26 protein-coding genes and 1 pseudogene are annotated in these 19190 nt (G+C 38.5%); 22 read left to right on the top strand and 5 right to left on the bottom strand.

Features of this window, described 5'->3' with window-relative positions; all coding sequences use genetic code 11:
- Nucleotides 1–144: 144 nt before the first annotated feature.
- From BLP57_RS18035 to BLP57_RS08800, 7 genes and pseudogenes are all read left to right on the top strand, one after another.
- Nucleotides 145–1290, top strand: coding sequence for a sensor histidine kinase (locus tag BLP57_RS18035; RefSeq protein ID WP_242872588.1), 1146 nt, complete (start codon nucleotides 145–147; stop codon nucleotides 1288–1290).
- A gap of 9 nt (nucleotides 1291–1299) precedes the next feature.
- On the top strand, nucleotides 1300–2097 hold the full coding sequence (locus BLP57_RS18030) for a response regulator (RefSeq protein ID WP_207646698.1): 798 nt from the start codon (nucleotides 1300–1302) through the stop codon (nucleotides 2095–2097).
- A gap of 301 nt (nucleotides 2098–2398) precedes the next feature.
- Nucleotides 2399–2530 (top strand): annotated as a pseudogene (locus tag BLP57_RS18680) (aspartate dehydrogenase); the annotation flags it as partial.
- A 26-nt stretch (nucleotides 2531–2556) separates the two neighbouring features.
- Nucleotides 2557–2919, top strand: a complete 363-nt coding sequence (locus tag BLP57_RS08815) for a YccF domain-containing protein (protein ID WP_092071045.1) — start codon at nucleotides 2557–2559, stop codon at nucleotides 2917–2919.
- A 114-nt stretch (nucleotides 2920–3033) separates the two neighbouring features.
- Nucleotides 3034–3186, top strand: coding sequence for a hypothetical protein (locus BLP57_RS18020; protein WP_207646701.1), 153 nt, complete (start codon nucleotides 3034–3036; stop codon nucleotides 3184–3186).
- 167 nt (nucleotides 3187–3353) lie between these two features.
- Entirely contained in the window at nucleotides 3354–3623 is a 270-nt protein-coding gene (locus BLP57_RS08805; RefSeq protein WP_059086557.1) for an AAA family ATPase, read from the top strand.
- A 67-nt stretch (nucleotides 3624–3690) separates the two neighbouring features.
- Nucleotides 3691–4308, top strand: coding sequence for a sugar O-acetyltransferase (locus BLP57_RS08800; protein WP_059086558.1), 618 nt, complete (start codon nucleotides 3691–3693; stop codon nucleotides 4306–4308).
- Nucleotides 4309–4437: 129 nt separating this feature from the next.
- On the opposite strand, the gene BLP57_RS08795 is transcribed toward BLP57_RS08800, so the two are convergent.
- Nucleotides 4438–5274: an AIM24 family protein gene (locus BLP57_RS08795; RefSeq protein WP_059086559.1), complete on the bottom strand. Its 837-nt coding sequence runs from the start codon at nucleotides 5272–5274 to the stop codon at nucleotides 4438–4440.
- Between the two features lie 227 nt (nucleotides 5275–5501).
- Between BLP57_RS08795 and BLP57_RS18450 the strand changes: the two genes are divergently transcribed.
- Genes BLP57_RS18450 through BLP57_RS08785 form a run of 3 tightly spaced genes read left to right on the top strand, consistent with a single transcriptional unit; the run spans nucleotide 5502 to nucleotide 6323 of the window.
- A complete protein-coding gene (locus BLP57_RS18450; protein WP_015526470.1) occupies nucleotides 5502–5630 on the top strand; it encodes a hypothetical protein in 129 nt (42 codons plus the stop codon).
- A gap of 39 nt (nucleotides 5631–5669) precedes the next feature.
- Complete coding sequence (locus tag BLP57_RS08790; RefSeq protein ID WP_015526469.1) at nucleotides 5670–5885, top strand: hypothetical protein; 216 nt, start codon at nucleotides 5670–5672, stop codon at nucleotides 5883–5885.
- Between the two features lie 21 nt (nucleotides 5886–5906).
- Entirely contained in the window at nucleotides 5907–6323 is a 417-nt protein-coding gene (locus tag BLP57_RS08785; RefSeq protein WP_092071042.1) for a hypothetical protein, read from the top strand.
- A gap of 78 nt (nucleotides 6324–6401) precedes the next feature.
- Here the strand turns inward: BLP57_RS08785 and BLP57_RS18015 are convergent, their stop codons facing one another.
- Nucleotides 6402–6566, bottom strand: coding sequence for a hypothetical protein (locus tag BLP57_RS18015; protein WP_021650101.1), 165 nt, complete (start codon nucleotides 6564–6566; stop codon nucleotides 6402–6404).
- A gap of 724 nt (nucleotides 6567–7290) precedes the next feature.
- Here BLP57_RS18015 and BLP57_RS08780 point away from each other — a divergent pair.
- From BLP57_RS08780 to BLP57_RS08750, 7 genes are all read left to right on the top strand, one after another.
- Nucleotides 7291–7701 (top strand): peptide deformylase, encoded by a 411-nt coding sequence (locus BLP57_RS08780; protein ID WP_015526465.1) that lies wholly within the window; start codon nucleotides 7291–7293, stop codon nucleotides 7699–7701.
- Between the two features lie 56 nt (nucleotides 7702–7757).
- Nucleotides 7758–8126: a VOC family protein gene (locus BLP57_RS08775; protein WP_092071039.1), complete on the top strand. Its 369-nt coding sequence runs from the start codon at nucleotides 7758–7760 to the stop codon at nucleotides 8124–8126.
- 10 nt (nucleotides 8127–8136) lie between these two features.
- Nucleotides 8137–8592: a YaiI/YqxD family protein gene (locus tag BLP57_RS08770; protein WP_092071036.1), complete on the top strand. Its 456-nt coding sequence runs from the start codon at nucleotides 8137–8139 to the stop codon at nucleotides 8590–8592.
- 1 nt (nucleotide 8593) lies between these two features.
- On the top strand, nucleotides 8594–8935 hold the full coding sequence (locus BLP57_RS08765; protein WP_092071033.1) for an arsenate reductase family protein: 342 nt from the start codon (nucleotides 8594–8596) through the stop codon (nucleotides 8933–8935).
- An 18-nt stretch (nucleotides 8936–8953) separates the two neighbouring features.
- On the top strand, nucleotides 8954–9109 hold the full coding sequence (locus tag BLP57_RS08760; RefSeq protein ID WP_092071030.1) for a DHHA1 domain-containing protein: 156 nt from the start codon (nucleotides 8954–8956) through the stop codon (nucleotides 9107–9109).
- A gap of 96 nt (nucleotides 9110–9205) precedes the next feature.
- Complete coding sequence (locus tag BLP57_RS08755; RefSeq protein WP_092071133.1) at nucleotides 9206–10732, top strand: Y-family DNA polymerase; 1527 nt, start codon at nucleotides 9206–9208, stop codon at nucleotides 10730–10732.
- A 15-nt stretch (nucleotides 10733–10747) separates the two neighbouring features.
- Complete coding sequence (locus BLP57_RS08750) at nucleotides 10748–11161, top strand: hypothetical protein (protein ID WP_059086564.1); 414 nt, start codon at nucleotides 10748–10750, stop codon at nucleotides 11159–11161.
- Between the two features lie 28 nt (nucleotides 11162–11189).
- Here the strand turns inward: BLP57_RS08750 and BLP57_RS08745 are convergent, their stop codons facing one another.
- From BLP57_RS08745 to BLP57_RS08735, 3 genes are all read right to left on the bottom strand, one after another.
- Nucleotides 11190–11594 carry an HI0074 family nucleotidyltransferase substrate-binding subunit gene (locus BLP57_RS08745; protein ID WP_092071027.1) on the bottom strand — a complete coding sequence of 135 codons (405 nt, stop codon included), beginning with the start codon at nucleotides 11592–11594 and terminating at the stop codon, nucleotides 11190–11192.
- A complete protein-coding gene (locus BLP57_RS08740) occupies nucleotides 11575–11856 on the bottom strand; it encodes a nucleotidyltransferase family protein (protein WP_092071024.1) in 282 nt (93 codons plus the stop codon). The genes BLP57_RS08745 and BLP57_RS08740 overlap by 20 nt, the downstream gene beginning before the upstream one ends.
- A gap of 137 nt (nucleotides 11857–11993) precedes the next feature.
- Nucleotides 11994–12509, bottom strand: coding sequence for a helix-turn-helix domain-containing protein (locus tag BLP57_RS08735; protein WP_092071021.1), 516 nt, complete (start codon nucleotides 12507–12509; stop codon nucleotides 11994–11996).
- Nucleotides 12510–12930: 421 nt separating this feature from the next.
- On the opposite strand from BLP57_RS08735, the gene BLP57_RS08730 reads away from it, so the two are divergent.
- The 5 genes from BLP57_RS08730 (at nucleotide 12931) to BLP57_RS08710 (ending at nucleotide 19186) form a co-directional block, all read left to right on the top strand.
- A complete protein-coding gene (locus BLP57_RS08730; protein ID WP_092071018.1) occupies nucleotides 12931–15903 on the top strand; it encodes a DUF3427 domain-containing protein in 2973 nt (990 codons plus the stop codon).
- A 21-nt stretch (nucleotides 15904–15924) separates the two neighbouring features.
- Nucleotides 15925–16326 carry a (deoxy)nucleoside triphosphate pyrophosphohydrolase gene (locus BLP57_RS08725; protein WP_092071015.1) on the top strand — a complete coding sequence of 134 codons (402 nt, stop codon included), beginning with the start codon at nucleotides 15925–15927 and terminating at the stop codon, nucleotides 16324–16326.
- Between the two features lie 233 nt (nucleotides 16327–16559).
- Nucleotides 16560–16985 (top strand): GNAT family N-acetyltransferase, encoded by a 426-nt coding sequence (locus BLP57_RS08720; RefSeq protein ID WP_092071130.1) that lies wholly within the window; start codon nucleotides 16560–16562, stop codon nucleotides 16983–16985.
- 160 nt (nucleotides 16986–17145) lie between these two features.
- Nucleotides 17146–17958: a purine-nucleoside phosphorylase gene (locus BLP57_RS08715; protein WP_022427082.1), complete on the top strand. Its 813-nt coding sequence runs from the start codon at nucleotides 17146–17148 to the stop codon at nucleotides 17956–17958.
- Nucleotides 17959–17995: 37 nt separating this feature from the next.
- Entirely contained in the window at nucleotides 17996–19186 is a 1191-nt protein-coding gene (locus BLP57_RS08710) for a phosphopentomutase (protein ID WP_092071012.1), read from the top strand.
- Nucleotides 19187–19190: the final 4 nt, after the last annotated feature.

Here is a 19190-nt window from a genome sequence, read left to right as displayed (position 1 = left end):
ATAAACTTTAAAAATAAAACAGAAAACTTAAAGTCACTTAGTAAATACAAAACCGAAAAAACGGAACATAGTGTTTTAACAGACGAAATATGTTTCAGTGAAAGAAAGCGTTAAATTGGAATTTGGAGGATATGAGTGAACGACATGAAGAGAACAAAAGAAGGAGTTAATTTGAAGAAAAAGAAATTCCTTAGACTGAAGAATACAGGCAGTATCCTTGTGCTTATGGGGCTTTTGATAATTTTTGTAATAGCACTGTACACATTTATCCTGCAAAGTTCTTACACTAAGACCGCCCTTGAAACAGAAATTGCGCGTGATACAGCGAGTGCAGATGCAGTACGCAAACTTGTGGATGGAAGAATCGGCAAAGAAGATTTTGATCAAATCAAAGATCAATCTGATGAAAAGAAGCAATTATATAAGGATATTTCTTCATATTTCAATGAAATCAGAACATTGAATTCTACTCGATATATTTACACCGCTACAAAAAATGAAGAAGGAAAATTCGTTTATGTGGTAGACGGTTTGGATCCGGATGCGGATGATGTAAGACACCCTGGAGATTATATTGAGGAAGAAATGGTTCCGTATATTGATAGGGCTATTTCTGGGGAGAATGTGTACTCTCAGGATATCATTGATACAACATGGGGTCCGATTTTTACGGCTTGCTATCCTGTAAGCGCAAATCATGATGGGACAGGAGAAATCATTGGCGCATTTTGCATTGAAATGGATATGCAATCAGCTTATGGAATGGTTGAAGAGACGAATCATATTTCCATCATCTGCGGTTTAGTCGCAGGAGCTGTATTGCTTTTAATTTGTCTATATACCTATTATGTTTACCAGAAAAGCAAGGCAGAAGAGCAAAAACAAAAACAATTATTAATGAACGCTGCTGAGAAAGCAGATGCTGCCAACAAAGCAAAATCTGCGTTTTTGCTTAATATTAGCCATGACATCAGAACGCCGATGAATGCCATTATTGGATTTACAAACATTGCGCTTCACCAGAACACGGTTTCAGATATTCATGATAGCTTGGAGAAAGTTCAAAAAAGTTCGAATCATCTTCTCTCTTTGTTGAATGACGTTTTGGATTTCAGTCGCATTGAAAGCGGAAAAGTTATCATTTCGCCTGAGCCAGTGGACATTACTCAATTGACAGATAACGTCCAGGCGATTATGAATGGACTTCTTTATAACCGAGATCTTAAGTTTGAAGTACATCGAGAAAGACCAAAGAATCCATATGTCCTTGCGGATGTTACGCGTATTTGAGAAGTCCTGGTGAATCTTCTTGGCAATGCTGTGAAATTCACAAAGGACGGTGGAAAGATTACTTTGGATATCAGCAGTTACCCCGGAACGGATGAGAAACATATCATAATTCGTTATGTTGTTCAAGATAATGGGATTGGCATGAGTGAAGAGTTCCAGAAAGAATTATTCAAGCCGTTTTCACAAGAAGATGATGCTAATGCCAGAACTAAATATAAGGGAACCGGTCTTGGCATGGCCATCACAAAAAAACATATAGATATGATGGGCGGTTCAATTGCTGTTGAGAGCAAAAAAGGTGTAGGTACTACATTCACTGTGGAGATTCCACTAGAGTTGACAGAACAAGTTATTCAATCAAAACAAAAACAACCTCTACATAGAGATTTGACAGGTGTTCATGTTCTTATGGCAGAGGATAATGATCTAAATGCTGAACTTGCTACGATAATGCTGGAAGATGCCGGTATGACCGTAACACGCGCATCAGATGGAAAAGAAGTCGTGAATTTGTTTAAAAATCATCCACGAGACACATACGATCTTATTTTGATGGATATTATGATGCCAAACATGGATGGACACCAAGCAACGAAAGCCATTCGAGCCCTAGGTATAGAGCGATCCGATGCAGTTACGATTCCAATTATAGCTTTGTCTGCAAATGCTTTTATAGATGATATTCAGGAATCCCTGGATTCAGGCATGAATGACCATATTTCCAAGCCGATTAACATGGAGGAATTAACTGATACAATCGCTAAATACATTAAACGTGACACATGTTTGGCAAAGGAACTGAAGTAGAAACAAAATGACAGATAAGTGTCGGAGCATCAGGAAAATCGCATCGTTAGTGAGAAAAATATGACGGTATCTGAATCCCCTATAACAAAGTATTTAAGCATTGTCTGAAAGATCAGATGTTAATAAAAGAATACATTAAATAACAAAAAAGGAATGCGAAGAGGTGGAATTGTACCTGGCCAGGAAAGGCAGTGCAGTTTTGCCTTCTTGTTCCTTTATAGGAAAGTTCGATTTTTGGCGAATCATTGAACGAGAATAGCCCGCACAGAGGCGGGCATACAGATAGAACGACACCGATTTAGAAGAAGTAGCAGGATTCAAAGACATACGGACTGGAAAAATCGAAGAAATCATGCTGATCAGATCTCCAGAGGACTTAGAAAAATTCAAAGAGATATATGAGATAACAGAGGAAATTGCAAAAGAATATTAGACATTGGATGAGGAGGAGATGTTGTCATGAAAACTATAGGTAATATCCTTTGGTTTATATTTGGAGGATTACTGGGCGGACTGGCATGGATTTTTGCAGGATGTATATGGTGTATTACAATTATTGGAATTCCGGTAGGTCTGCAATGCTTTAAATTTGCAACCCTGGCATTCTGGCCGTTTGGAAAAGAAATCGTGTATGGAAATGGCATGTTTTCATTTCTGGTAAATCTTATATGGATTATATTTTTTGGATGGGAAATGGCACTTGGAAACCTGATAGTGGGTTGCATTTGGTGCATTACGATAGTTGGAATTCCATTTGGAAAGCAGTTCTTCAAGATGGCAAGACTCTCTTTCATGCCATTTGGTGCGAGTGTGATAGGGTAGAATGTGTAAGGTCTTATTGATGAAAAATGAAATAATATTATTCACAGATGGTAATATTAATATTGGAGTTCAAATAAACCCTGAACAGGAAACAGTCTGGTTGACACAGAAGTATTGTTTGATGTTAAGCATATGCAGCAGCCGGTCACTGATAAGGAATTTAAAAATTTCACAGACTGTGCGGTTAAGAAAAGTAACGAAAATGCCCTGATTTTCACAACTGAAGATATGGAGAAGCCTTTCATAAGCTTTGATGAAGGAATGTAGAATTTCTTTGAACCGGAGCTTCAGAAGAGATTGTATGAAATGGAAAAAGTCATTTAATATATATTGATCAATGATATAATATTCTAAAATGTTGATGATAAAAGAAATATAGTAATTAAAAATGTTACAAAGTTGTTCTTGATAAAAATATTATTTGGTAACAGGAGATGTTTTATGTTAAAAAGAAAAGTGACGCATTACATAAAAAATGGGTAGATTCAAAAAACAAAAAATGTCTTGTAATTCAGGGAGCCAGACAAACAGGAAAAACATATATAGTTGAAAGATTTGCAGAAGAGAACTATGAAGAAATTATTGAAATTAATTTTAAACAGATACCTTCTGCGATGGATATTTTTTCCAGTGATCTAAAAGTAGATAATATGGTTATGGCTATGTCCGTATTTGATGACGGAAAGTGCAAAAGCATTAGATAAAATATTGCAGACCATGAGAGAGTGGGGAAACTGATATTTATAACTTTGAATTTAGAGGTTATCGGAAATGACTGAAAGAGAAAAAATGCTAAGTGGAGAGTTGTACGATCCAACGGATAAAGAATTGGAGCAATTACGCGTGAATGCACGTAAATTAGCAAGAAAATACAATTCGACAGATGAAGATGATCAAGAAGAACAAGCACAGATATTGAGGGAATTATTGCCAGCAACAGAGGAACTCCCCTATTTACAGGCGCCTGTTTATTTTGATTACGGATGTAATACGTTCTTTGGAAGATTCAGCTCTGCTAATTTTAACTTTACATGTTTAGATGTATGTGAAATACATATAGGCGATAATGTGATGATTGGTCCAAATGTTACATTGGCAACTCCTATGCATCCATTATTACCTGAAGAACGCAATATTAGGAAAAGAGAAGATGGAAGTTTTTACAATCTTGAATATGCGAAGCCAATAACTATAGAGGATAATTGCTGGCTGGCATCCAATGTGGTTGTTTGTGGTGGTGTCACCATAGGAGAAGGGTGTGTAATTGGTGCAGGGAGTGTTGTAACAAAAGATATTCCGCCGTATAGTTTGGCAGTTGGAAATCCATGCCGGGTCATTCGAAAAATAACTGAGAAAGATCATATGCCGGATGGAATTGAAAAGAATTAAAAATTTGCATTGATGATAAGCAGTTCATCTGAATAAAGAAAATAAAATGATCACAATTAATAACGCCGATGCAGGATTTTTATAATCCTATATCGGCGTTTGTTGGTTACAAGAGAATGTATTTTACACTTATTTTCCAAATGTATTGCTGGATTTAGCAGCAGCTTTAGCTGCCATGGTGTTAGTGGACTCAAACAAGGAAGTTGTCGGTGCGACCGGACACATCAGTACCCGTCCTGTTCCACGATAAACATTTACCAGACCCTCTCCGCTAACTGCAGATCCGACAAGTGTTTTTGTAGATCTTTCTACGGTAAATTCAAGATTTGATGACCAGCATACAGCAAGGTTTCCATCAATTTTCAGTTCATCATTTTCCAATATGACTTCAATCAATTCATCTTCGGGAACATTAGACTCCAGTGCAGCTACACCATTTCCCTGCAAACTCAGATTAAACAGACCTTCGCTACCTAATACTGCTGATGAAAGGTTCTTTCTGGCTACAACTTTACTTTTTACATTTGCATCACAAGCCAGGAACATGCCATCTTCAATTGTCATTCCGGCTGGTCCCCATTTGCCAATGTCTGCAAGGATAATATATTTGTATGTCGGTTCTAATACCAGACAGCCTTCACCAACATATTCCGGTTTAACTGCGGTTTCTTTTGTAACCGCACCCTTGAGTGCCTTTCCAAGGAAATCTCCGATACCTTTTACACCAGATGTGGCTTGTACATTACCACCCATCCATTGCATGGCACCAGCCTGGATAACAGCTGAATGGTCTTTATCAATATCAATAACAACCTGTCTTCTTCTGACATTCATTTTACTCATGAAATACTCATTCATTGCATTCATAGGTGAAACGCTGGCATCCTGCACATATTCAAGCACATGGAAGTTTTCGATACTTTTCGCATATTTTCTGTTTTCATTTTGCAAGTTTTCAATTCGCATAGCATAATCTCCCTTTTAATAATAATTTATGATGTTGCTCGGATATGCTTATTATAAAAGAGGCAGCATAGATAGGAAACAATTCGTGCAGAGAAATATAAAGACAGAATTCTCAAAATTCGAGAAATATAAAGATGCAATTCCTCATGGTGGATGTGTATTATGAAAAATAAATTTGTTATAGTGACAATATCAACAAAAAAACAGAATATAAATGGGGTGATCAGATGGAAGCGGCACAGAGAATTCGATTAATCCGGATAATAGAAAAGATGGAGAAAAATCCGGCATTCAGTAATAAGCTTGGCATAAAGAACACATCTGAATATTTAGCAGAAAAAGAACAGAAAAAATGAAAGACACATATCAGAATGAGTTTCAGAAGGAGTAAAAAAATGTTATCGTTATTATTTGCAATTTGTATGATTTGGTTTGTTGGAAAATTTTTTGTTTTTGGGTTAAGAGCATCCTGGGGAATTATGAAATTACTTTGCACAGTTATTTTCTTCCCGGTGATATTGATTGGTATGGTTGTAGGTGGACTGATGTACATTGCTTTTCCATTGTTGATTGTCGGTGGCATTATAGCATTGGTGACGTCACATTCATAATCGATCAGGAGGAGAAAACGAATGGGATATGATATTGAAAAAGAAAAAAGAGAAGCAATTGAAGCTGGACGTAGAGCTTTGAACAGTCTTCAGGCAGCAAAAGAAAATTTAAACAGTGCAAAGAACTGGGGACTGGTAGATATGTTTGGCGGTGGTTTTTTCACTACGATGCTAAAACATTCTAGAATTGATCAGGCTAAACGGAATATGGAACAGGCAAAGTATGATCTTCGTAATTTCAGTAGAGAATTAAATGATGTAAATATGGTATGTAACTTGAATATCGATACTGGAGATTTTCTTTCTTTTGCGGATTATTTCTTTGATGGTTTTGTTGTGGACTGGGTGGTCCAGGATCGAATCAATAATGCACAAAGACAGGTAGAAGAAGCTATTCGAAGAACAGAAAGTATCGTCAATCAATTACAGCGTATGTAAAGGAAAAGGTAATGAGTCAGAAATGGTTCATTGCCTTTCGTCGCGTTATGGCTTATTTTAATTTTTCTTTTTTGGCATTTAAGAGCTCAAGATTCTTGGTGAAGGCGCTTTCTCCGGAACCTTGATACCAGCTTTGCGGATCATAGCATCAAAATTTTTTTCAATTATATGCAGGGTATTCTGTTGCTTCTGGAGATCCTGCTTTTCTTTTTTTGCTGAGGACAGTTCTTCTTCTAGTTCCATCTGTTGTCGCTGCAGTTTTTCAGTCGACGGAAGTTTGTGAATACCAAATTCTGAGCACGTATGATGTCACGACAGGCCCGATAGACTTCAAAGTGTTTCTGAATTACTTGTTGATTTTGAATTGCCAGCCTCGTTTGCTGAATCTTATTATCGGTAGCGTGAATGGAAGCCTCCAAATCTGCAACATGATTTTTGAATTCTTCGTAGTTTAGTTGGCAATTAAAGGCCTTTAATCAGCGTTTAATCTGTCATAGGACCCAATTATCTCCGCCATAGAACCAGTTGGTTGTCGGGATTTTCGCACAGCCATTTATTGTAAGATGATAACATCAAAAAAGAAGAAAAATCCAAGGAGGACTGGCAGATGAAAGGTTATAACACAAGGTCAGTATGGATAATATCAGCAGAAATAAGGTATCTGCTGTCGGAACAGAAAAAGTTTCAAAATAAATCAAAAAATATTGATGAAGTCTACCAATCAGTGTTTTTTCGTTGTATAATGTTTTTGTCGTACAAGGTCACTTTCCTTTGTAATGTTTTGGGTCAAATTCATTATACATCAGAAAGTCCTGTACGATATTTTTTTATGAAAAAGTTGTAAAGTGGTGTTAGATAATAAAATATTGGAACAATGAAAGAGGAACAGGAAATATTTGAGCGAATTGTTATGACGAGAAAGATTTCTGGTCAAGATAGATAAGAATTAGAGTACAGGAGAAAGTAAATGGTAAAACAAATAGTAAGAGATGTTTTCTTCTTAGGCCAGCCATCTGAACCGGCCACGAAAGCTGACATCCAGGTTGGAAAGGATCTGCAGGATACGCTGCAGGCGAACAGAGAACGTTGTGTTGGTATGGCGGCGAACATGATTGGTGTAAAGAAGAATATCATCATTGTGAATATGGGATTCATAAATGTTGTGATGTTCAATCCGGTGATTGTTTCAAAACGTGACATGTATGAGACAGAAGAAGGCTGTCTGTCGCTGGATGGTGTTCGTAAGACGACCAGATACCAGGAAATAGAAGTAGAGTATTATGACTTCAAATGGAAAAAACAGCGCCAGAAATTGTCAGGATGGACAGCACAGATTTGCCAGCATGAAATTGATCATTTGTCTGGAAAGATTATTTAACCGCATGCGGATTGCGAATATTCGCTTGACTCAAAGCGGATTGTGAGGTGACGGATATGCTGAAAAACGTACTGATCGTGGTGGATGATATAGAAAAATCCATAGAGTTTTATAAAGACTTATTTGGACTGCAAGTGATTCTTAAGAATGAAGGTAATGTGATCTTATCGGAGGGACTTGTTTTGCAGGATGCCGACATATGGAGGAGAACATTGAATGAAACTTCTACACCATTCAATAACAGGATGGAATTGTATTTCGAGGATTTTGATATAGATGGATTGCTTGCAAAATATGAATCTGGTAAGTATTTCGTCCGATATGCCACTGAACTAACAGAACTTGCAGGTGGGCAGAAGCTTGTAAGGCTGTATGATCCGAGTGGTAATCTCATCGAGGTTCGTACGCCATTTATGTGTAATTAAAGGAGAAGATATGCAGATTTTTGTTGATGCAGATGCCTGTCCGGTAGTCGGTATTGTTGAAAAAGTTGCAAAAGAGAACAGTATTCCGGTAACGTTGTTGTGTGATACCAATCATGTGTTATCTTCTGATTACAGTGAAGTGATCGTAGTTGGAGCCGGAGCAGATGCCGTGGATTATAAACTGATCAGCATTTGCCATAAAGGTGATATTGTTGTATCACAGGACTACGGTGTGGCTGCAATGGCATTAGGAAAAAATGCGTATGCGATTCATCAATCTGGGAAATGGTATACGAATGAGAATATTGACCAGATGCTTATGGAACGGCATCTGAATAAGAAAGCACGAAGGGCATCCGGAAAGAAGCACTTAAGAGGCCCAAGAAAACGAACATCGGAGGATGATGAGCATTTTAGAGAATCCTTTGAGAAAATGATACATATGGCAATGGATAAGGAGAATTGATTTGAACGTACAGATTTTTGGAACAAAGAAGTGCAATGATACAAAGAAAGCAGAACGTTTCTTTAAGGAACGTGGGATCAAGTTTCAGTTTATTGATATGAAAGAAAAGGGCATGAGTAAGGGTGAATTCAATTCGGTTGCCCAGGTAAATGGTGGACTGGAAAATATGATCAACTGGGAGGGCAAGGACAAGGATCTGCTTGCGCTCATTAAGTACATTGCAGAGGAAGATAAACTTAAGAAGGTGCTGGAAAACCCGCAGGTGATTAAGACACCGGTGGTTCGTAATGGAAAACAATCCACTCTTGGATATCAGCCGGATATCTGGAAGGCGTGGAAGTAAGAAACAGGATGTTTTACCATGTATGAGGAAGAAGAAAATCGCTGGCGTTGTTCCTTCCGGTCTGATGGAAAATGGATCAATGTAAACGAACTTCTGCAGACGTTTGGCGGAGGTGGACATGCTGCAGCAGCTGGTGTGCGCAAACGGACGAATGATGTTGAAAAATTCAGGTAGGAAATCCTTGAGCGGATTGTTATGATGAGAAAGTTTTCCGGGCAGGATAAATAAGAATTAGAAACAGAACACAGGAGAATCGGGAGGTGTAGAATGATGGAAAAGGAAAGAACCTATATTGCAATCGATCTTAAGTCATTCTATGCGTCTGTGGAATGTAAAGAACGAAATCGGGATCCTTTGACGACCAATCTTGTGGTTGCAGATAAAAGCAGAACAGAAAAGACAATCTGTCTTGCGGTATCGCCAGCATTAAAGTGTTATGGGATACCAGGAAGGGCTCGTTTATTTGAGGTTGTTCAAAAAGTAAAAGAAGCCAACAGCGCCCGCAGATGGAAAGTGCCGAACAGAATTTTTATCGGAGCCTCTGATGACAGCACAGAATTAGATACCAATCCGGAACTGGAGATTGATTATATTGTTGCTCCTCCCCGGATGGCTCTCTATCTGGAATACAGCACCAGAATTTACAGTATTTATCTGAAATATATTGCGCCGGAAGATATTTTCCCGTATTCGATCGACGAAGTATTTATGGATGTAACGGATTATCTGCATACTTATAATATGACAGCAAGAGAACTTGCAATGACCATGATACAGGATGTGCTGAAAACGACAGGTATAACGGCAACTGCTGGAATCGGAACGAATATGTATCTGTGTAAGATTGCGATGGATATCGTGGCGAAGCACATTAAAGCAGATAAAGATGGTGTACGAATTGCAGAACTGGATGAAATGTCATACCGAAGGAAACTCTGGGGTCACAGACCACTTACTGATTTTTGGAGAGTAGGAAAAGGATATGCAAAGAAGCTGGAAGAATACGGGCTTTATACAATGGGAGATATTGCCAGATGTTCCATCGGAAAAGAAAATGAGTTATATAATGAAGACCTGTTATATAGGTTGTTTGGTGTTAATGCAGAGCTGCTGATCGACCATGCCTGGGGATATGAGCCCTGTACCATGGAAATGGTCAAGGCTTATAAGCCGGAAACGAACAGTGTTTGTTCCGGGCAGGTACTTCATTGCCCTTATGATTTTGAAAAAGCAAAATTAGTCGTCAAAGAGATGACGGACCAGATGGTTTTGGATTTGGTGGATAAGAAGCTTGTAACGGATCAGATCGTGTTGACGGTTGGTTATGATATTGAGAATCTGAACAATGCCGACAGGAGAAAGCAGTATCATGGAGAGGTTACGATCGACCGTTATGGAAGAAGAATTCCGAAACATGCACATGGAACGACCAATCTGAAACGACAGACTGCCTCAACCAAGATGATAACGGATGCAGTAATAGAGTTATATGACAGGATCGTTGACAGAAACCTGCTTGTCAGAAGAATCAATATCACAGCGAACAGGCTTGTGGATGAAAGTTCTGTCAAGAAAGAAGAAGTATATGAGCAGCTGGATCTTTTTACGGATTATGAGGCGCAAAGGAAAAAGCAGGAAGAGGAGGAGGCTGCGCTGGATCGCGAAAAACGTATGCAGGAAGCAATGCTCAGTATCAAAAAGAAATTTGGAAAAAACGCTGTACTGAAGGGGATGAATCTTCAGGAAGGTGCAACCGCCAGGGACAGAAATGAACAGATTGGCGGTCATAAGGCGTAAAGGAGTTGAAAGAGGATGAAAAATAATTCTTATGACGATATCATTAATTTACCGCATCCGGTCTCTAAGAATCATCCGCAAATGCCACTTCGGGATCGGGCAGCGCAATTTGCTCCTTTTGCAGCCCTGACCGGACATGATGCTGCGATAAAGGAAACGGCAAGATTGACCGATGAAAGATTGGAACTGAGCGAGGAAGCGATTGCTCAGCTGAATGAAAGAATCAATATAATCAGAAATAATATCGGTATAGAACAGAAAGTATCGATAACTTATTTTATTCCCGATGCAAAAAAAGCAGGCGGCTCCTATGTTACGTGCTCTGGTATTGTAAAAAAGATAGACGAATACGAGCATACCATCATTATGACGGATCAAACGGTTATTCCAATCGAGCAGATAAGTGATATTAAATGTGAAGAGTGGTAAATGTGAAAAATGTTTCACTGGTGTTGATTTACTGTTTATAGTATTTCGCAACATCGTTTTTGAATTTTTCAAAAAGAGGATAATAAATATTTATAATGTCCTGAAATTTCTCTGCGGCGAAAGTACCATCGTAATCATGAGACAAATGATTTCTGGATTTCAGCATTTGTAGCCAGGTGTCATCATCAATAATACCATTGGTAAATGCCTGCTGCAGAGTTTCGCGTGGAGAGCCAACTGCAAAATCAAGAATTCCCATTTTTTTGATCAGAATATCTTTCATAACTTTCCAGGAGATGTCGAAAGTAAGACTGAAATTGAGAATAGTTCCTTCGAGAACAAAATCGGTCTTGGGGTCGGCTGTTTTGCTTTTTGCAAGATTGGAGAGACTTTTACAGAAAGTGTTATAGCGGTTAATAAATTTGTTTTCCATATTTTTTTATATCCTCCAATAAATACTCATTTTTTATACTGTCAAAGTCAAAAATATCAATTTTCCTTAGCGTTTCAATCTGCTGAAGATCATCTTCTAACTGCATTAGATTATCACAGCCGTATACTACAAAATCAATATCACTGGTAGGGGTCGCAGTGCCTGTGGCGAAGGAACCGAATAAATCAAGGCGCTTTACGTTATTTTTTTTGCAAATCATGGTTACTTTTTCGATGATTTCGGAAATTGGCATTACGTTCATGATTCACTCATGTCCTCCTTTACTTGGAAAATTCTGATAAAAATATGATAGCAGTTTCTATAGATTAATTCAACTTTAAAGACACTGATTGCGGTTGGTGTTATTCTATAGTCGTAATCCTTTCGTGGTGTTATGGATTATTTTAATTTTTCTTTTTCGGCATTTAAGAGTTCAAGATTGAGCCCTTGTTCTCCAGCTGTTTTATCTACCCAAAGATTCAAAGAGTCTATGGCTAAAGAAATTTCATCAAGTTTTTTACTGATATAAGCAAAATCTTTCATTTCATCATCGCTGATCTTACCGTCACGGGCAATCTGGATCAGACGACCGGTAAGAGGATTGATTTCATTTAAACTGGCAATTGTCTCCAAAATGATATTTGACAGATCGGTCATTTCTATTTCTGGAACATAACGATAGCCGATTTCGCATTTGTGAGAGCAATAATAATTGCAAAGATCTGGTCTTTTATAGGCATCTGCCATCTGGAGGATATCATAAGGCGTAGGTTCTTGTGTTTCATATTCAAATTTTTCAATTTTTGAATCAGAGACAGCATCCATTCTTTCACTGGCTTCTGCTCTTGTAAGTCCTGCCGCTTCGCGGCAAAGCTGGTAAATTGTTTTGTTTTCCCTGGTGGATTGTTTACCCATGAGAATTTCCTCCTCGTATATCGCTAAACTTGCGGATTATTTATGTTCCAGGCCGCATGCTGAGCGTGTATTTCTTATATTAATTTTATTATACATAAATTATGAATTAACAACAAGTAATAGACTTTGTAAAATTACCTATTTTATAAATCATTTCACGGGAATTTTTTACAATTAAATAATCCATTCCAAGGAAAAGCCAGCGCAGTTATTCATTGGAAAGACCATAGAAAAGCCAGGTTCAGATACACTGATTAACCTCAGTATGTCCGGAACTGTTTTTTTGTTGCTATCGTTACTTTCGGGTGTCTTTGCCACGCTTGCTTCCTGGAGATTTCAATGACAAACCCTCTCCCATAAGGTATAATAAAGCAGAGTATTTTGTTTTGCTCACCACGAAACGAGAGGGAGATCTACATTAATGGATGCGAATGTGATCAATGAATTGAAAAGAGGCTTAAATGCCGCTTATATAAATGGTTCTGTGGCAGCAAATCTGGCGTATAAGCCAGCATTTGTGTCGAATAATCCGGAAGATGGGAAGAAAGTTATTTCATCTGTGGAGGATGAATTGCTGCGCTGTGATCAGTTTCAGATTAGTGTTGCATTTATCACGATGGGTGGTGTGACACCGCTCCTGCAGACGTTAAAAGGGCTTGAGGAAAAGGGCATTAAAGGACAGATTCTTACGACCAATTATCTGAATTTCAGCGAACCGAGAGCACTTGAGAAACTCAATGGATTGAAAAACATTACGTTGAAAATGTACGATGTGGAAGCTGCTGGAAATGGTTTCCACACGAAGGGATACATTTTTAAGAAGAAAGAGATTTATCGAATCATCATCGGAAGTTCCAATATGACAAGTGCGGCGCTTACGGTTAATAAAGAGTGGAATACGAAACTGATATCCACAGAAAACGGAGAAGTCGCAGAAGAAATTGTAGAAGAATTTCATAATCTCTGGAACAGTGAGTATGCATTGCCGTACGATGATTTTTATGAAGTCTACAAAAAACGCTACAATATCATAAAACATCAGCGGGAAATCGCGAAAAGTGAAAAAATCCCGTCGCTGGAAAAATATAGATTAAAGCCAAACTCTATGCAGGAGAGATTTATTGCGAATTTGCGAAAGATTCTGGAGCAGGGAGAAGAGCGGGCATTGCTGATCTCCGCGACTGGAACTGGAAAGACATATGCATCCGCATTTGCTATGCGTGAGCTTGGTTTCAAAAGAGTGTTATTTTTGGTTCACCGTGTAACACTTGCGAAGCAGGCTAAAAAATCTTTTGAAAAAGTTTTTGATAAGAAGGTGACAATGGGATTGGTGGGAGCAGGGTCTTATGAATATGAGAAAGATTATGTTTTTGCCACAGTAGAAACCTTGAATAGGGATACTCATTTGTTTCAGTACCAGCCGGATGCTTTTGACTGCATCATTTTGGATGAGGCTCACCATAGTTCCAACAATATTTATACAAAGGTCATTGATTATTTCAACCCGAAGTTGTTTCTAGGGATGACTGCGACACCGGATAAAAGAGATGATAATCAGGAAGGTAAAAATATATATGAGATTTTCCATTATCAGATCGCTCATGAAATCCGTTTGCAGCAGGCAATGGAAGACAATCTGCTTTGTCCATTTCATTATTTTGGCATCAGTGAGGTTGTTTCTCTGGATGACAAAACATTGCAGGCTACGAAGCTGACAGATGATGAGTTCAATCAGCTTACCAGTGATGAGAGAGTGAGGCATGTGATTGAACAGTCGGAATATTATGGCTATAGCGGTGATCGTGTAAGAGGACTTATTTTCTGTAGTCGTGTTAAGGAGTGTGAAGAATTATCGAGAAAGTTTAATGCTCTGGGATATCGTACAATTGCTCTTAGTGGTTCTGATAGCGAAGAAAAACGACAGAAGGCATTTGAGAGACTGGCAATGGATGAAGCGGATACAACGGAAGAGATGCAGCCTTTGGATTATATTTTTTTACGAGATATATTAAATGAAGGTGTGGATATTGTTGAGGTAAATCAGGTCATTATGCTTAGACCGACGCAGTCTCCGATTGTATTTATTCAGCAGTTGGGACGAGGTCTTAGAAAGGCGCCCGGAAAAGAATATGTTGTTATTTTGGATTTTATTGGAAACTATAATAATAACTTTATGATTCCGGTAGCTTTATCAGGAGATCGTTCTTATAACGCTGATGTGATCCGCAAATATGTAATCAGTGGAAATAGTACAATACCAGGTGCTTCAACGGTTCATTTTGATGAGATTTCCAAGGATAAGATATTTAAGTCTATTGACAAAATCAAGGGGATGAAAACGCTGATCAAAGAAAGCTATGTCTCTTTGAAAAATCGGTTAGGACGGGTTCCACTTCTGTATGATTTTTATGAAAATCAGGAAATTGATCCACTGGTAATTATTAGAGAATATAAAACATATTATGCCTTTATGCAGGCAATGGAAAAGGATAAATACAAGAATGATTTAAACGAACAGGAGAAATTAACACTGGAGTATTTATCCAAAACGGTTCTCTCAGGAGTGCGTCCTGATGAACTTGCAATATTGAATCAATTGCTTTATAGAGATTATATCGGGACTGCAGATTTTATAAAAGAATATCAAAAGACCTATGGAATTGAGATCAGCATATCACAGGTTAATGAAGCAATTCAGGTGCTGCAGGGACATTTCGTGAGTAAAGAAGCAGAATATCAGAAATTTTGTCAGATTGATATTCTGGAAAATGATCAATCAGGAATGATCCGAAGATTGCAAAGTTACACAGAAAGACTTGCACATATTCATTTCTACACACAGGTGGAAGATATTATAAAAGTCGGTATTGCCAGATATAAGGATAAATATTTTTCGGGACGAATTGTGGATAGTCCGTTTGTATTATATGAAAAGTATTCCAGAAGAGATGTAAGCTTTCTTATGAATTGTGGCAAGGATTTATCTTCTATTATGTATGGTATGAAACGAATTGAAGATGATGTTTTCATCTTTATTACATATCACAAAGAAGAAAGTCAGGATGAAAAAAACTATGTAGAAGGAAAACCTGATTATGCGGATACTTTTGAGGATGATCTGATTTTCAAATGGGATTCTCAAATTGGGAAAGGCCTGGATAGTTCTTATATGAAGGATGTACTTGAAGCACAAAGAAAGCATTTATTTGTAAAAAAATCAGATGCGGAGACAAGCTTCTACTATATGGGGCAATTTGATGTATTAGAAGCCAGAAATGCGCATAAAGAAGACAATCGTGGTCGTATGCAGCCAATTACGAAGGTCACTATGAAAATGCATCATGCAGTGCGGGAGGATTTATTAAGATATTTACAGTCAAATATTACGGCATAAATGGTTGGAGGTATGAAATACATGAAGACAATAAAAGTAGTTGCAGCGATTATCTGCGACAATATAAAAGAGAAGAATAAAATATTTGCAACAGCACGAGGCTATGGTGAATTAAAAGGAGGATGGGAATTTCCAGGCGGAAAAGTAGAACCAGGAGAAACACCACAGCAGGCGCTTGTAAGAGAAATTATGGAAGAACTGGATACGGAAATTAAGGTGGGTGAGTTGATTGATACGATAGAGTTTGATTATCCAACCTTTCACCTTTCGATGGATTGTTTTTGGGCGGAGGTTACAAAAGGCCATCTTGAACTAAAGGAAGCAGAAGCGGCAAAATGGCTTACAAAGGATCAGTTAAATAGTGTTGCCTGGTTACCGGCAGACGTCACTTTGATAGATAAAATCCGAAGGTACATGAAATAAGCTAAGATCGAGGAGAAACTTCCTGGACAAAACAATAGAATATTATAATCAAAATGCGGATATGTTTGTCCAGGGGACTCGTTTGGTAGATTTTACGGTTGTACAGGAGCGGTTCACTAAAATGCTTCCGGTAGGTTCAAGGATATTAGATTTTGGTTGTGGTTCTGGTTGAGATTCACGATATAGCTGATTGGTTGTTACAGAGAAATCAAAGTTGGTGGAGAATATTTGTTATGATCAGAAAGATGCAGAACATAGATATTGATAGAGTCGCTGACATATGGTTAAAGACTAATTTAAAAGCACATTATTTTATTCCTGAGCAATATTGGACAAGTAATTATGAATTAGTGAAAGAAATGATGTCACAAGCGGAAGTCTATGTGTATGAAGATGATAAAATGATTCAAGGATTTGTCGGATTAAGTAACGAATACATGGAAGGTATTTTTGTTTCTGATGAAATGCAGTCATGTGGTATAGGTAAACTTTTATTAGAGTATATCAAGAATAAAAAAGTTAGATTGCGATTAAACGTATACCAGAAGAATGCCAGAGCCATCTCTTTTTACCAAAGAGAAGGGTTCGATATTCAATGCGAAGGATTCGATGATGCTACTGGTGAAAAAGAATACACAATGTTGTGGCAACAGAAATAGAAAGCGGATTTTTGGGGAGGATTTTATATGGAGTTTAACAATAAAGTAGTGATTGTGACGGGAGGCGTGCAGGGCCTTGGAAAGACCATTGCAGAGGAATTGCCTTTATGAAAAAAGCATAAATATAATGACAACACCCAAAAGAAAGGAAGAAGTAATCATGTATAAAAAATTAATGACATGCCTGGAAAGCGTAAGAAAGAAAATTGATTTCAAACCAGAAGTTGCACTGATCCTTGGATCCGGACTTGGAGATTTTGCAGATGGAATTCAGATTGAACAGACCATCGACTATACGGACATCGAGGGATTTCCGGTTTCTACTGTAAAAGGACATAAGGGACGTTTTGTGTTTGGGTATGTGGAGAAAACACCGGTTGTAATCATGCAGGGACGTGTTCATTATTATGAAGGATACGCAATGTCAGATGTTGTTCTTCCAACGCGTCTTATGGGAATGCTCGGTGCGAAAAAAATCCTTCTCACTAATGCTGCAGGAGGAGCTAATCCTTCCTATAAACCGGGAGATTTCATGATGATCACAGATCACATTACAACGGGAGTTCCAAGCCCTCTGATAGGACCGAACATGGATGAGCTGGGAACCAGATTTCCGGATATGAGTGAGGTATACAGCCGCCGTCTTCAGGATGTGATCCGCAAATGTGCAAAAGAATGTGACATCAAACTTCAGGAAGGTGTTTATGTACAGTTTACAGGACCGAATTATGAGACTCCTGCAGAAGTAAGACTTGCACAGAGATGGGGTGGAGATGCAGTTGGAATGAGCACCGCATGCGAAGCTATGGCTGCCCGACACATGGGAATGGAAATCTGTGGAATTTCCTGTATCACAAATATGGCAGCAGGAATTTCCCAAAAAGAGCTTAACCATAAAGAAGTGCAGGAAACAGCAGACCGCGTAGCGAAATCCTTCAAGGAATTAGTAACAAAAGTTGTTGTAAATATGTAAGATCCATAAGTAAGACAGCAGAAAGGAGACAAAAATTATGAAGAAATATAAGAGAATATTTACTATTGTAATAGACTCCTTTGGGGCAGGAGAAATGCCGGACGCAGCCCAGTACGGGGATGAAGGAACAGATACTATGGGACATATTTCCCAGAATGTAGATGAATTTACGATTCCAAACCTTCAGAAGCTTGGAATTGCAAATCTTCATCCGTTGAAACAGGTTGCAGCAGTGGAGCGACCAATGGGTTATTATACATTTTTAAAAGAAGCCAGTACCGGAAAAGATACTATGACAGGACACTGGGAAATGATGGGGCTTCACATCACAAAACCGTTTAAGACTTTTACAGAGACCGGATTTCCAAAAGAGCTGATCGATGAGCTTGAGAAGAGAACGGGACATAAAGTAATTGGAAACAAGAGCTCCAGCGGAACAGAGATCCTGGATGAACTGGCTGAGGAAGAAATCGCTACCGGTCATATGATCGTTTACACATCTGCTGATTCTGTATTGCAGATCTGCGGAAACGAGGAGACTTTCGGACTGGATGAACTGTATCGCTGCTGTGAGATCGCCCGTGATATCACCATGAGGGATGAGTGGAAAGTCGGACGTGTTATTGCAAGACCTTACCTTGGCAAGAAAAAAGGTGAGTTCAAACGTACCAGCAACCGCCATGATTATGCACTGAAGCCTTACGGAAAAACTGCGCTTAATGCATTGAAGGATGCAGGTTATGATGTGATCTCCGTTGGAAAGATTTTTGATATTTTTGACGGCGAGGGACTGACAGAGTCTAATAAGTCAAAAAGCTCTGTTCATGGAATGGAGCAGACAATTGACATTGCGAAAAGAGAGTTTGAGGGGCTTTGTTTTGTAAATCTTGTAGATTTCGATGCTCTTTGGGGACATCGACGCAATGTAAAGGGATACGCAGAGGAACTTGAAAGATTTGATGTAAAACTTGGTGAACTTCTTGATGAGCTTCGTGAGGATGACCTTCTGATCATTACAGCTGACCACGGAAATGATCCGACACATACAGGAACTGATCACACAAGAGAAAAAGTACCATTTTTTGCTTATTCTCCATCTATGGGGGGATACGGAAAACTGGAAGATCAGAATACTTTTGCAGTAATCGGTGCAACGATCGCAGATAATTTTGAAGTTAAGATGCCGGAGGGAACAATTGGAAGTTCTCTTCTGGATGAACTGAAGTAAAAGG

The sequence above is a fragment of the Blautia sp. SF-50 genome, assembly GCF_900101315.1.
Taxonomy (GTDB): Bacteria; Bacillota; Clostridia; order Lachnospirales; family Lachnospiraceae; genus Blautia_A; species Blautia_A fusiformis.
The sequence above is the reverse complement of the archived record's forward strand: the minus strand, read 5'-3'. Positions and strand labels throughout refer to the sequence as shown.

What these genes read in the sequence shown, in the direction of transcription:
- BLP57_RS08800 (WP_059086558.1), top strand. Translation starts at nt 3,691, where the DNA reads ATGACTGAAAGAGAAAAAATGCTAAGTGGAGAGTTGTACGATCCAACG.
- BLP57_RS08720 (WP_092071130.1), top strand. Translation starts at nt 16,560, where the DNA reads ATGATCAGAAAGATGCAGAACATAGATATTGATAGAGTCGCTGACATA.
- BLP57_RS08795 (WP_059086559.1), bottom strand. Translation starts at nt 5,274, where the DNA reads ATGCGAATTGAAAACTTGCAAAATGAAAACAGAAAATATGCGAAAAGT.
- BLP57_RS08745 (WP_092071027.1), bottom strand. Translation starts at nt 11,594, where the DNA reads ATGGAAAACAAATTTATTAACCGCTATAACACTTTCTGTAAAAGTCTC.
- BLP57_RS08760 (WP_092071030.1), top strand. Translation starts at nt 8,954, where the DNA reads ATGTATGAGGAAGAAGAAAATCGCTGGCGTTGTTCCTTCCGGTCTGAT.
- BLP57_RS08725 (WP_092071015.1), top strand. Translation starts at nt 15,925, where the DNA reads ATGAAGACAATAAAAGTAGTTGCAGCGATTATCTGCGACAATATAAAA.
- BLP57_RS08740 (WP_092071024.1), bottom strand. Translation starts at nt 11,856, where the DNA reads ATGAACGTAATGCCAATTTCCGAAATCATCGAAAAAGTAACCATGATT.
- BLP57_RS08710 (WP_092071012.1), top strand. Translation starts at nt 17,996, where the DNA reads ATGAAGAAATATAAGAGAATATTTACTATTGTAATAGACTCCTTTGGG.
- BLP57_RS08790 (WP_015526469.1), top strand. Translation starts at nt 5,670, where the DNA reads ATGTTATCGTTATTATTTGCAATTTGTATGATTTGGTTTGTTGGAAAA.
- BLP57_RS08775 (WP_092071039.1), top strand. Translation starts at nt 7,758, where the DNA reads ATGCTGAAAAACGTACTGATCGTGGTGGATGATATAGAAAAATCCATA.
- BLP57_RS18450 (WP_015526470.1), top strand. Translation starts at nt 5,502, where the DNA reads ATGGAAGCGGCACAGAGAATTCGATTAATCCGGATAATAGAAAAGATG.
- BLP57_RS08780 (WP_015526465.1), top strand. Translation starts at nt 7,291, where the DNA reads ATGGTAAAACAAATAGTAAGAGATGTTTTCTTCTTAGGCCAGCCATCT.
- BLP57_RS08815 (WP_092071045.1), top strand. Translation starts at nt 2,557, where the DNA reads ATGAAAACTATAGGTAATATCCTTTGGTTTATATTTGGAGGATTACTG.
- BLP57_RS08730 (WP_092071018.1), top strand. Translation starts at nt 12,931, where the DNA reads ATGGATGCGAATGTGATCAATGAATTGAAAAGAGGCTTAAATGCCGCT.
- BLP57_RS08770 (WP_092071036.1), top strand. Translation starts at nt 8,137, where the DNA reads ATGCAGATTTTTGTTGATGCAGATGCCTGTCCGGTAGTCGGTATTGTT.
- BLP57_RS08805 (WP_059086557.1), top strand. Translation starts at nt 3,354, where the DNA reads ATGTTTTATGTTAAAAAGAAAAGTGACGCATTACATAAAAAATGGGTA.
- BLP57_RS08785 (WP_092071042.1), top strand. Translation starts at nt 5,907, where the DNA reads ATGGGATATGATATTGAAAAAGAAAAAAGAGAAGCAATTGAAGCTGGA.
- BLP57_RS18015 (WP_021650101.1), bottom strand. Translation starts at nt 6,566, where the DNA reads ATGGAACTAGAAGAAGAACTGTCCTCAGCAAAAAAAGAAAAGCAGGAT.
- BLP57_RS18035 (WP_242872588.1), top strand. Translation starts at nt 145, where the DNA reads ATGAAGAGAACAAAAGAAGGAGTTAATTTGAAGAAAAAGAAATTCCTT.
- BLP57_RS08735 (WP_092071021.1), bottom strand. Translation starts at nt 12,509, where the DNA reads ATGGGTAAACAATCCACCAGGGAAAACAAAACAATTTACCAGCTTTGC.
- BLP57_RS08715 (WP_022427082.1), top strand. Translation starts at nt 17,146, where the DNA reads ATGTATAAAAAATTAATGACATGCCTGGAAAGCGTAAGAAAGAAAATT.
- BLP57_RS08750 (WP_059086564.1), top strand. Translation starts at nt 10,748, where the DNA reads ATGAAAAATAATTCTTATGACGATATCATTAATTTACCGCATCCGGTC.
- BLP57_RS08755 (WP_092071133.1), top strand. Translation starts at nt 9,206, where the DNA reads ATGGAAAAGGAAAGAACCTATATTGCAATCGATCTTAAGTCATTCTAT.